Genomic DNA, 12,896 nt, shown 5'->3' with positions numbered 1-12,896 from the left:
GACCTTTCTGAAAAAAAAATTAACACAAAACCTTAAAACACATTAACTACTCTTTACCGAAGTTTCTTTACTAACCTCTATCTTACCTTTCTCCTCTTTATGATTTCTTTCTATATGATCACGACGCACGGGACGATCTCCTGATTTACGCATACGATGCTGTTTACGATTTTCCGAAAAAGACTCTTTATATATTTTTTGTTGCTCAGGATTCAAACTTTTAATCAACTTTTCACGTTGCGCCATACGATCTTTTTTCACTTGGTCCATCGCGACTCGACGATCGGCAAAGTTCTTTTTATCTTTTTTAGCCTGATCCAATTGCAATGAATAAATTTCCTTACGTTGCTTATCAGTAAATTTTAATTTTTTATCCATCCGATCAGTACGGATTTGCGCAATCTCTTCTGCCGATTTTTTATCTACCTTAAATTCTCTGTTAACAGAACGACGACCATCATGGCTTACGTTTACTTTAACATTAACTTTTTCTTGCGCAACACCTGCAAATATAACTCCAGATAGCAACAAGCTTAACATTAACTTTTTCATGATATTTCTCTTTTAATACAATTAACATATTTTTGTCTGCGCAATTATGAACACATACTTTTGCAGACATGTGTTAGTAAGATGTTGAAAACTGTCTAAAGTTTAAATCGCTCACTGTTAAATAAAGTTAAACCCGAAAAGCGACATGTCTATTGTGAAACTGTATTCAAACGAATAGGCAATGTATAGGCTACTCGAACGGGTCTTCCATTTTGAATACCGGGCCTCCATTTCTTCGCTTTAAGCAATAATTCGATAGCAGCTTTTCCTGTATCATAGGAGATATCTCTTTTAACCAAAATATCCGTCAGTGTCCCATCCTTTTCTACCACAAAAGAAACTTCAACCACCCCATTCACACCATGCTGTAAAGCTGCTTCAGGATATTGGTAATACTCACCCACCCATTTCATAAAAGCTTGCATCCCTCCATGTGGAGTTGGCATTACTTCTACAGTTTTAAAATCATTAACAACATCCGAATTTCCATTTACTGCCCCTTCTTTGACACCTGTAATACCGCCATCGCGTTTTACAGAGCCAAACTCACCCCTAGGTATAGAAGTGCCCGTGGCGCTTGCTTTCAAACTCAAACGTGCCGACATCCTGTTCGTTTTAGTCAATTCATCTTGCGTTGCAATATCTTCTGTAACTCGATCCCTATGTGTAACTTTCGGTTCTACGAAACGTATCAATTCCTCTTTTGGTAAATCTACAGCAATCTGCAAAGAGGTTTTTTCTTGAACAGGAACAGGTTCTTCTACTTGCTTTTCCTTCACTTTTTCTTCCATTTCATACAAAGTGTTAAGATCAACAACAATTTCTCTTTGCTGAACAACTGGCACATCAGGTTTGAAATATCGATTATAAATACTGTTGCCCACCACACCTAAAGCAACCAAACTCAAGACAATCACAATAGACCAATTCGTAGCCCAATTCGATAAATTTCGTAATTCAAAAGCGCCGTAAGATTGATTACGCCCTGCAAAGACAACCTCTAACCATTCTCTTTGATAAATATTCAATTTCGAATTTAGCATAGCTTTAAAAATTAAGTTTACATTTTAAACTAGGATGCACAGTTAATAAAATTCCATAAAAAAGAAAATTTTACTTTCACGATATTTACCGTATTTTTAAAATACAGAATAGAAAAACATACAAGAACAAGGATGAGAACAACCTTAAAAATATGGCTATCATTTAGCATACTGAGCACAATATTAACAAGTTGCATGCAAGAAAAAATAAAAGAAAGCAGTCAAGAAAAAAAAAGATAGTACCAAAGACCTAATAATCTTTTCTTTTTTAAATGAGAAAAAAGATTCTTTAGTCAGCTTGCCAGTAGAGAATGAGAAAATAAATCCCAAACTCGCAACATATGCCATCATCAATAATAAAATGACTCCAATTATTTATTCAGCAACAAAACCTGAAAGTGAAGCCTCTAATGGACGTCAAACTAGTTTCAATTTCTCAAACAATGGTGGCGATTTTTTCATTATAAAAGAAAAAATAAATGAGGGGGATTTTGCACTATTAGTGAATCAAAAATTCATTGATGACAACAAATTTTCACCTTTCAAAAAGACCGAAAAAGAGACCTGTCATCAGACAAAAACTACATTATCAAATAAATATAATCGACATATAACAAAAAGCCTAACGATAGCAGAACTGAATAATCAAGATGAAATAAACTTAACGCTTTTTGAAGTTAAAAATGATTCCGCACTCGCTGTACTATCATATCTACACAATAATCAAATCATCACATTAGATTTTCCTGCAAAATATGATGAAATGAGCACCTGGCGTGTAGATGACGGTGGAATATTCGACTTCGAAAATCTACAAGTATTATCTATTTTTCAATCCGGTAAATCCATCAAAATAGCAACCGTATTTTGGGGAGCTGAGGGCTACAATTTGAACTTTTATGAATCAACAGCCGGAGTTTTTAAAAGTATCGCTGAAGCATACGGTTATAGTGCTCCTCAATAAAATAAAAAAAGACTAGCTGTTTGGGGCATTGCTGTTTAATCTAGTCTTTTTTTACGGTCAAGATCAACGGACTACATATGCATACGTGCCAATGGCCCTACATCCTGTCCGACGAAATCTTTGATTACATATTTCTGATATCCGGCAATAGCAATCATTGCCGCATTATCTGTACAATATTCAAACTTAGGGATAAATACATTCCAATGATAACGCTCCCCCATTGCAACCAATTCTTTACGCAAACCTGAGTTTGCAGAGACTCCTCCAGCAATAGCAATATCTTTGACACCGGTTTCCTTTGCAGCCTTTTTCAACTTATTGAGCAATATCGATACAATACGAGATTGAACAGATGCACACACATCATCAATATGATTTTTCAAAAAATCTGAATCTGACTTTTCTTCCTTTTGCACCATATAAAGAATTGCAGTCTTCAGCCCCGAAAAGCTAAAATCTAAACCCTGTATTTGGGGTTCTGGGAGTTTGTAAGCATCCGGGTTTCCATTTTGAGCATGCTTATCGATCAATGGTCCGCCAGGATATGGCAAATTTAAAATCTTTGCTGTTTTATCAAATGCCTCTCCAGCCGCATCATCTAAAGTTTGTCCCAAAATTTCCATTTCAAAATAATCCTTTACCAATACGATTTGTGTATGTCCACCAGATACCGTAAGACATAAAAAAGGGAAAGTAGGCTTAGGTCCTTCAATAAAATGTGCTAATATATGGGCTTGCATATGATTTACATCAATCAATGGGATATTACGAGCTAAAGCAAAAGACTTTGCAAATGAAGTTCCAACCAATAAAGCACCTAATAATCCTGGACCGCGCGTAAAAGCTACTGCATCTATTTGATTTTTATGTATTTTTGCAACACGAATGGCTTCTTCAACCGTTGGTATAATATTTTGTTGGTGCGCACGTGATGCTAATTCTGGAACTACACCTCCATATTTTGCATGAATCGCCTGAGTAGCAATAACATTGGAAAATATTTCTCCATCGATACAAATTGAAGCAGATGTTTCATCGCAAGATGATTCAATACCTAAAATAACAGCCATAGCTTTGGGGTAATTAATATTGTACAAAAGTATCAAAAAAATAATTAAAATAGCACTCATTACATTGGTTAGCATACTCCTTTTGCTAGCTGGATTGGTGCTATCGTTACAATTGAAACCCGTTCAGAACTTTATTGCCAAAAAAGCGGTATCCTATCTCTCTAAAGAGTTAAACACAAAAATTGCGCTAAAAAATATTTATTTCAAGCCTTTCCATTCTTTGATTTTAGAAGGATTTGAATTATATGATACCAAAGGTGATACGATTTTAATCGCTGAAAGATTAAATGCGTCTATCAATCTAAATCAGTATTGGGGAAACAATAAAATTGTTATCAATAAATTGACCTTAGAAAATACATCAGCTTATTATCAAGTATACAAAGATAGTTCTAACATTAAGTTCTTATTAGATTATCTAAACCCTCCTAAAAAGGATAAAAAACAGGTGAGTAAAAATCTGATTTTTGACTTAAAACAATTGAAATTAGTAAACAATCAATTTCGCTATATTGATCATACGAAGAAGCATTATGCTAAAGTAGTTGATTTCGGAGACCTAGATATTAAACATCTCAATGCAGATTTTCAAGGAATAAAATTTGATAATAATACAATCCAACTTGATATAAAACAACTTAATTTAATCGAAAAAAAAGGGCTAGAAATAAAAGGTCTAGCTACCAATGCTTTTGTAAGCAATCGCAAAATCGAATTAAAAAAATTATTACTGATTACGAATAGTTCTATTATAAAAGATTATGTTAAGCTAGAGTTCAATGGTTTTGAGGATTTCTCAGATTTTAACAATCGTGTTGATGTTGATTTAAATATTAAAAATTCAGTTCTAAATTCATCAGATATTGCCTTTTTTTCTTCCGCAATGCATCGCGTAAAATTTGATTTAAAAATAAAAAAAGCAACTGCAAAAGGTAAAGTAAATCACATAGATGCAAAAAATATTCACATTGAGACCGAAAAATCAACGAAATTAATTGGAAATGTTAAAATAACAGGTCTTCCAGATATCGAGCAAACAGAATTTAAGTTATCTAACCTCAAACTTGAGTCTACGTATAAAGACTTACAAAACATTCTCCCTAAGCTTAGTAATCGAAAAGATTTTAAACTTCCTGAACTTCTAAAAAGTGCAAATACAATCATATACAACGGAAGTTTGAACGGCTTATATAATAACTTCAAAATTCATGGAGAAGTAAAAACTGATTTAGGTTCAATTTATACCGAGTCATCCTTAAACTTTCAGAATGATTTTCAATATGATGGCCTATATCAGTCAAAAGCTTTTAGCATAGGCACACTATTGGATAATCAGGTTTTAAAAACAAGTGGTTTTGATCTTAATCTAAAAGGTAGTGGCACCAGCTCCGACAATTTGTTGTTAGCGATTGATGGTCATTTAGAAAATGTAGACTTCAAGAATTATACCTATCAGCACATTCCATTGACAGGTAAAATTGTTGATAAAAAATTTATAGGCTCAGGAGCAATTGAAGATCCAAATGCTAAAATTGATTTTCAAACTGAGGTAGACTGGTCAAATCCAGCTATTCGATATAACCTTACCGCGGATATTAATGATACTGATTTATACGCACTTCATTTCTCACAACAAAACGGTATCATTGTGCATAGCACAACAATCGAGACTAACTTAATGGGAAGCAATATCAATAACCTAGTCGGAGAACTACAGGCAAATAATATTAACTTCAGCACACAAAAAGGAAATTTTGATATCAACACATTTTCATTCGAAGCTATCGGAGATGAAAATAACAGAGTACTAACCCTTTCTTCTGATGTCGTCGACGCTTCTCTAAATGGTCGAATCGATTTAAATACCATAGTATCTTACTTCAAGATGCTTGCTATGCGCTATGCCCCAGCAATCGGTTTTGAAACAAATACATACAATACGCAAAATTTTGAACTTAACCTTGACATCAAGTCATTTGAACCTATAGCCACTTTTTTTAAAAAAGAAATTAGCTTAGATAGTGGTGCAACACTTCATGCGAAATTTTCAAGTGATGATCATCATGCACAATTCAACTTGTATAGTCCCATCTTTAATTATAGTGGCATTAAGGTGGCAAACCTAATTGTTGATCAAATTTCGAATACGGAATCTATGTCAGTCTCTGCCTCAGCGGACCGCATTAATCTCACTGATAGCACCTATATTAAGAATATAAACATTGCTAATATTCTTGCTAACGATAGTCTAAGGTTTAACATCAAATTATCAGAACTAGATGCCAGCAATAATTTAGATCTCAACGGAGTAATTCAATTTGCCCATCAAAAACCTGCATTTATTAACTTCGACCCGTCAACCATTATAATAAATAAGAATAAATGGACATTAAACCAGGGCTCAGAATTAAAAGTTTCAAAAGGAAAATGGTATATCCAAGATTTAGTATTAAAACACGATGAACAAAAAGTACAGCTTAATGGGGTGTTATCGAATGAAGAAAGCGATCGCGTAAATATTTTATTCAAAGATTTTAACCTCAGTTCATTAAATGGTATTACAAAACCACTTGGCATCAATATGCTCGGTGAAATGAATGGAAACTTAGAGATTAATTCCATTTTCAAATCACCCTATTTTATTGCAAATTTATCTACAAGCCCAATAATTTATAATCAAATCCCCATTGGTCAGTTAAAATTAACAGCAAATTATGATCAGAATGCAGATCTCGTTCATCTAGATAGCAAAATTGAAGATGGAAGTAAACGTATTGCACTATCTGGCACATACAACATCAATGACAAAAATGATAAATTAGATCTTAAGGCTGCACTACAAAATACGGACCTGATTCTTTTTCAACCATTTCTTAAATCTTTGGTATCAAATCTCCATGGAAAAGCGGATGCTGAACTAAATATCAAAGGAGATATCCAGAACCCCAAAATTAGCGGAAATGCTAATTTTACAGACGCAGCATTTATCATCAACTATTTAAAAACACCTTATCACCTATCAGATAAGGTGATTATACTTTCCAATGGGATTTTCCTAAATAACTTTAAACTCCTTGACCCAAAAGATAATGAGGCCATCATCAATGGCATGATCGATTTGAATAAACTATCTGACCCTAATATTGATATCAAAATTAAAGCAAATAATTTTTTAACACTTAATACCACAATTAAAGATAACAACCTCTATTATGGAACAGCATATGCCAGTGGTGATTTCAATTTCAAAGGAGTAACTTCAGCTATCAATATTGATATCAAAGCTAAATCGAACGATAATACCATTATAAATATTCCATTCAATAGTTCAATGACCATTAGTGATAATGATTTCATTTATTTTGTTTCGAAAGATAGTCTGAATAGCACTGATCAAGTGAAAAGGAAAAGTTTCAATGGTATTACTATGAATATGGATCTTTCCCTCACTCCTAATGCCGAAATGAACCTCTACACATCTCTAGGGGGTGTATCGGGTCGTGGGACAGGTAACATTACCATGAAGATCGCTTCTTTAGGTGATTTTGGAATGTTTGGAGATTATATCATTAGTTCAGGAAAATTCAATTTTAAAGCCCAAGATTATATCAACAAAATATTTGATCTTAAAGAAGGAGGTACCATTCGCTGGGCGGGCAACCCATCTGAAGCGAATATTAACTTAACGGCAATTTACCAACAGAGGACTTCTTTATCTGCCTTGTATAATGCCGCTGGACAAACAGACAATCCACAACGTATATTAGCGCAGGCAGATATGAATTTAAAAGGGTTATTAAGCCAACCTGAAATCAATTTTGATTTAAACTTCCCTCAGGATCCGTATGTTAAGGATGAATTACAAGGATATCTTTCCGATGTAAATAATATCAACCAACAAGCGCTGAGTTTAATCGTCAGACGCAGTTTTACACCAGGTTCACAGACTGATTTTGGAAAAGAGGTGAATAATACATTATTATCTGCCGGTACCGAAATAGCCTTCAATCAATTGAATAATATCATTGCTGAATCATTAAACATTAACTTTTTCGACATCAATATCAAGTCTTTAAACGATGCCTCAGCATCCCTTAGACTTTTCAACGATCGCTTAATTCTTACTGGAGGAATCACCGATAACAGAAGTAATCAATTGACAGATTTAAATGTATTCTCAGATCGTGTTTCCACCGATGCAGAAGCCCTATTCTACCTTAGAAAGGACGGTCGCTTGTTATTAAGAGGTTCAAACCGCCTCAATACACGAAATTTTCTTATTAACCCTAATGGTGAGGAATATGTAAGCGCAGTAGGATTAGTCTACCGTCAAGAATTTAATTCATTTTCTGAATTTATAAAACGTATGTTTCCTTTCGGAAAAAAGAAAAAAGCTGTCCAACAATAAGCTTATAAATACACTAAAAGCATATATACATAATTAAAGAACACTGTAATTCTAAAAGCTTCTTGAACAGCTAATTCAAAACCTACAAGTAGCTGCTTATAGCATATCTACCCTTCTGTATACAAAAAACAAAGAGAACAACATGACAGATCTCAAATAAAAAAAGCCCTTCCAATTAAGGAAAGGCTTTCTATAAAGTTAGAAGGAATTAGCTTATGCTAATTTTTCGAATGCTGTGTATTCAATCTCTTCCTTGTTAATTTTAATTTGACCTTTTAAGAATTCAAACACTTTAAGTGCTTTTGCTTCTTCGAACAAACGGTTACCCTGCTCTTTATCTTGCAATAATTGAATAGCATACTGTGATAATTGCTCATCAGTAGGCTCTTCATTGATATTATACATTTTAATTTGTGCGTAGATACGCTCTTTTGCCAAGTTGATTACCTCATCATACTTAACTTCAAGATTATTCTCAGTTACGACACGGTTTTCGATAATAGTCCATTTCAAGTTATTCAAGAAATCAGCAAAACCTTCGGTCAATTCCTCTTCAGAAATACTTGGGTTTGTAGCTTTTAACCATCTTTTCAAGAATTCTTCAGGGAAAGAAACAGCAACTTTTTCCATACCGAAAGTATACATATCATTACGTAAACGTTGGTCAGAATTTTGTTTGAACAAGTTTTCAACTTCTTCTTTTACTTTTTCTCTGAACTGAGACTCTTCTGTTACTTCTCCTTCAGCAAACAATTTATTGAAAAATTCCTGATTTAAATCAGACTCTTCAAGACGATTGATGTTTTTTACTGTAAGATCAAATTTAGTAACATCTAGAGCTTCAACTTCTTCAGGAGTAATACCTAATAAGCGAGCAATGTCTTCTGCTTTGAATGCTTTTTTGATATCAATTTTAACTGAATCATCTTGTTTAAGACCTATCAAAGATTTTTTAATCTTTGCATCTTCGATAATATCAGTACGCACAGAAGTTGTTTTCTCAATACCTTCTTCTTTATCTTGTTTCAAAGTAGCATATAACACATCACCTTCTTCAGAAACTTCAGGGTTGGTCATTTTACCATAGCTACGACGTAAATTTTTGATACGAGACTCTAAAGTTTCGTCATCCGCTTTAATATCGTACTCTTTAAATTCTGCATCTTTAGTAAAAGGATTAGCAAATTCTGGAGCTAAACCAATTTCATATTTGAACTGGAAAGTATCTTTATAATCCCAATTGTATTCAGCTGTCTCTTCTAGAGGAAGAGGTTGACCCAATACTTCTAGTTTATTTTCTCCAATATACGCTGTAATGCTATCATTAACCACTTTGTTGACTGTGTCAAGCAAAATTGATTTACCATAAGTACGTCTAATATGTGCAGCAGGCACTAATCCAGGACGGAATCCAGGTAATTTCGCTTTTTTGGCTTGATCCTTGATTTCTTTGTCTACTTGTGGGTTATAATCTTCTGGCGCTAATTCAACTTTAATTACTGCGTTGATCGCGTCAACTTTTTCGTGTGAAATGTTCATACTCTTTCTAAACCTTTACGCATTATTTTGATAAAAAAAATCCTCCCGAGGATTTTAAATTCGGGAGGACATTCAAGTGCGGAAGAAGGGACTCGAACCCCCACGTCTTGCGACGCCAGATCCTAAGTCTGGTGCGGCTACCAATTACGCCACTTCCGCATTAGGATTTCTTGTTGGCACAAAGATAGAAACCATATGCATACAATGCAAGTCTTTTCTCAATAAATTTTCATTATTTTTTGATTTATTTTTCCGGTCAAAAAATAAATTTGCATAATTCATTCTTATTCATTTACTTTGAAAAACAAAGTACTTTTATGAAACAAGAAGATTTAGTAAAAGAAATAGCAAGTATTCGAAATTTGATGGAAAAATCCAGCAAATTTATCTCCATTAGCGGAATTTCCAGTGTACTCATAGGTACATATGCACTACTCGGATCAGCATATGCTTATTATGAAGTGTATGGTTTTAATAGCCAGATGGGCTATCGGGACCATTATGTCAATGAGCCATTGGTTATAACGAAACTTTTAACAACAGCAACGCTCGTTTTATTAGCTTCTATTTTTACAGGAGTATATATGGCCATAAAAAAAGCCAAAACTACCGGCCAAAGTATCTGGAATACGACAAGTCGCTCCCTATTGTTTGCGATGGCCGTCCCCCTATGTACCGGAGGTCTTTTTGCAATCATATCCATCTTCAAAGAAAACTATGCTATAGTTGCCTCTATCCTATTGATTTTTTATGGTTTAGCACTTACAGCAGGTAGTCATTATACTTTTAATGAAATAAAAGGCCTTGGAATTTTAGAAATCGTGCTAGGACTATTAGCTTTGCTTTTCCCTGGTAACGGGATTATCTTTTGGGCTTTGGGATTTGGTGTACTGCACATCATCTATGGAATAATCGTTCATAAAAAATACGAATAGTGAATTTCGACTTAACACAATACAATAAAATATTTGAAAATAAAGTCCGCCTCCAAATTATGAGCGTATTGATGGCTAATGACGAATATGATTTTAATTCTTTGAAAGCTATTTTGGATGTTACTGATGGTAACCTCGCTTCTAATTTAAAGACTTTAGAAAAGGAAAGCTACATCGAAGTGTTCAAAACATTCGTTGACAGGAAACCAAACACACGGTATAGAAGGACTATTGCTGGTGAAAGAGCTTTCGAAGATCATTTAAAAGCGCTTGAAAAATTGATCAAACAACAGTACAAATAATTTTTTTACCCATTTACTTTGAAATTCAAAGTACTTTTAAAACAAATAAAATGAATATACGACTAACCATAATGATTGCCTTATACAACTCAAGTCAAAAGATTTACACACACTTATTCAAGCAACATAAACTAGCTTGGAATATTCGCAAAGAAGATTTTTTGAGCTTCCCAAAAAAATCGTTGGGATATCACCTCGGTTTATTTTATCATGAAAAAGGCTTTGATGTTATTCCAAAATTAGAAAATCACGATGTTTTTCATGTCATCACGGATTCTGGTACTGAAATACAAGATGAAGTTGCTATGCAATATTTATTATTGGGCAATGGGAAAATAAGTTTATACCAATTTGCTATGATTGGAATCGGAACCTGCATCTATCCTGAATACTTCAAAATGTACTTAATGGCATTTTCAAAAGGTAATACCATGCAAAAATTCTATGATTTAGATTTCGAAAATTTATTAAAGATTCCACTGCATGAAATTAAAAGCTCATTAGCATTTAACTTAAAAAAATACCTCAACCATCATAATTTAACAACACTATAAATCCAAAAATCATGGAAACGAATCAAACATCCCTTTTAGACCGTATTGGAACTTCTGTCTTCACTAAACTGATCACAATTGTTATTCTTGTCTTACTACTTCTCATTCCCCTATTCTGGGTCAAAAATCTAATTGAAGAAAGAAAAAATCGCCAATCTGAAGTAAGTGATGAGATTGCCTTTAAATGGGCTGGTCAACAGGTCATTTCAGGCCCTGTTATCGCCATCCCCTATCAGGTTGTAAAAGAAATTGTCACTACTGATAAAAATATCATTTCTACCAAGAATACTTATGTAACACAGTACGTGTACTTGTTACCAAAGACATTAAACATCAACAGTACCATCTCCCCTGAATCGCTTAAAAGAGGTATTTATAAAAGTGTTGTATATAATGCTCAATTAAACCTAAAAGGTTCATTCGATGAAATTGATTTTAATAAAATAGATCTGAATGGAGTTGATCTAGAATGGAAAAATGCTAAGATAATAATTGGTCTAAGTGATCTTAAAGGGCTTGGAGCATCTCCCACTCTTGTCTTCAACCAAAAGGATATGGAATTTGAACCCAATATGTCAGTATTGAATCCTTTTGAAAACAATATGATTGCAGCAATTGATCTTTCTACTACAAAAACCACCTTAGGTGATTTTCAGATTAAGTTTAATATCAGAGGTTCACAATCCATCAACTTTCTCCCCCTTGCAAAACAAACGACCATTCAAGCAAAAGGTACTTGGGCAAATCCAAGCTTCAATGGAGCAGTTTTAGCTGACGACCGAAAAATAACAAACAATAGTTTTGAAGCAACTTGGAATATCCCAAGTTTCAACAGGAAGTTTTCTCAGCAGTGGACAGGCGCTGTTGAGAAGTTATATGAAATAAATAACAATTATGCGATCAACGCCCCCATGAATGACGGCTATAATAACCAGACAGAACCTGCTCCTTCCACGAATAATCATATTGCATCTGAAAAAGATATGATTCAAATCAATTTCTTAGAAGAAGTCAATAATTATCAAAAAACAATGCGGGTAGCCAAATATGGGATACTCATTATTATTTTGACATTTGCAGCACTATTTTTCACAGAAATCATTAAAAAACAACGCATCCACCTCATACAATATATGTTGATTGGTTTTGCTATGGTCCTATTTTATTCGCTACTTCTATCAATTAGTGAACACCTCGGTTTCAATATGGCCTATCTCTTAGCCGCAATAGCAACAATCATCTTAATTGCATCATTCATCAAGTCCATTACTCGAGATATAAAATCAGCCTTTATATTCTCTGGAGTTTTAGGGCTTTTCTATAGTTTCATATTTATCCTGATGCAACTTCGTGATTATTCGCTTATCGTAGGCACTATAGGTATATTTATTATATTAGCTATACTCATGCGACTATCTACAAAAATCAATTGGTATCAATTCGATAAACGATGAGATTAACAACAGAAGGGATCAAGATGTATTTAACATACATCTTGATCCTACTAAAAAAGAAAGTGTTATAAT

10 protein-coding genes and 1 tRNA gene are annotated in these 12,896 nt (G+C 33.8%); 6 read left to right on the top strand and 5 right to left on the bottom strand.

Going from position 1 to position 12,896, the window contains the following annotated elements; translation table 11 throughout:
- Window positions 1-42 precede the first annotated feature (42 nt).
- Together KO02_RS04355 and KO02_RS04350 are read right to left on the bottom strand one after the other, a co-directional pair.
- Entirely contained in the window at window positions 43-552 is a 510-nt protein-coding gene (locus KO02_RS04355; protein ID WP_038696139.1) for a hypothetical protein, read from the bottom strand.
- 149 nt (window positions 553-701) lie between these two features.
- Window positions 702-1,595 (bottom strand): energy transducer TonB, encoded by an 894-nt coding sequence (locus KO02_RS04350; protein ID WP_038696138.1) that lies wholly within the window; start codon window positions 1,593-1,595, stop codon window positions 702-704.
- Between the two features lie 298 nt (window positions 1,596-1,893).
- Between KO02_RS04350 and KO02_RS04345 the strand changes: the two genes are divergently transcribed.
- Entirely contained in the window at window positions 1,894-2,559 is a 666-nt protein-coding gene (locus KO02_RS04345) for a hypothetical protein (RefSeq protein WP_038696136.1), read from the top strand.
- 71 nt (window positions 2,560-2,630) lie between these two features.
- Here the strand turns inward: KO02_RS04345 and tsaD are convergent, their stop codons facing one another.
- A complete protein-coding gene (tsaD, locus tag KO02_RS04340) occupies window positions 2,631-3,632 on the bottom strand; it encodes a tRNA (adenosine(37)-N6)-threonylcarbamoyltransferase complex transferase subunit TsaD (RefSeq protein WP_038702128.1) in 1,002 nt (333 codons plus the stop codon).
- Window positions 3,633-3,651: 19 nt separating this feature from the next.
- On the opposite strand from tsaD, the gene KO02_RS04335 reads away from it, so the two are divergent.
- On the top strand, window positions 3,652-8,040 hold the full coding sequence (locus KO02_RS04335) for a translocation/assembly module TamB domain-containing protein (RefSeq protein ID WP_144243257.1): 4,389 nt from the start codon (window positions 3,652-3,654) through the stop codon (window positions 8,038-8,040).
- A gap of 213 nt (window positions 8,041-8,253) precedes the next feature.
- Here the strand turns inward: KO02_RS04335 and KO02_RS04330 are convergent, their stop codons facing one another.
- Together KO02_RS04330 and KO02_RS04325 are read right to left on the bottom strand one after the other, a co-directional pair.
- Entirely contained in the window at window positions 8,254-9,579 is a 1,326-nt protein-coding gene (locus tag KO02_RS04330) for a trigger factor (RefSeq protein ID WP_038696132.1), read from the bottom strand.
- A 77-nt stretch (window positions 9,580-9,656) separates the two neighbouring features.
- Window positions 9,657-9,738 (bottom strand) — tRNA-Leu (locus KO02_RS04325).
- Window positions 9,739-9,896: 158 nt separating this feature from the next.
- On the opposite strand from KO02_RS04325, the gene KO02_RS04320 reads away from it, so the two are divergent.
- From KO02_RS04320 to creD, 4 genes are read left to right on the top strand one after another with little or no spacing between them, the layout of a single operon-like run.
- Window positions 9,897-10,514 (top strand): hypothetical protein, encoded by a 618-nt coding sequence (locus KO02_RS04320; RefSeq protein ID WP_038696130.1) that lies wholly within the window; start codon window positions 9,897-9,899, stop codon window positions 10,512-10,514.
- 59 nt (window positions 10,515-10,573) lie between these two features.
- Window positions 10,574-10,816, top strand: a complete 243-nt coding sequence (locus tag KO02_RS04315) for a winged helix-turn-helix domain-containing protein (protein ID WP_200878655.1) — start codon at window positions 10,574-10,576, stop codon at window positions 10,814-10,816.
- A 50-nt stretch (window positions 10,817-10,866) separates the two neighbouring features.
- Window positions 10,867-11,370, top strand: a complete 504-nt coding sequence (locus KO02_RS04310; protein WP_144243256.1) for a Coq4 family protein — start codon at window positions 10,867-10,869, stop codon at window positions 11,368-11,370.
- An 11-nt stretch (window positions 11,371-11,381) separates the two neighbouring features.
- Window positions 11,382-12,824, top strand: a complete 1,443-nt coding sequence (gene creD, locus KO02_RS04305; protein WP_038696127.1) for a cell envelope integrity protein CreD — start codon at window positions 11,382-11,384, stop codon at window positions 12,822-12,824.
- Window positions 12,825-12,896: the final 72 nt, after the last annotated feature.

It is taken from the genome of Sphingobacterium sp. ML3W (genome assembly GCF_000747525.1).
In the GTDB taxonomy this organism is placed as follows: domain Bacteria; phylum Bacteroidota; class Bacteroidia; order Sphingobacteriales; family Sphingobacteriaceae; genus Sphingobacterium.
Note: the sequence above shows the minus strand (reverse complement) of the source record. Positions and strands in the feature narration are given on the sequence as shown.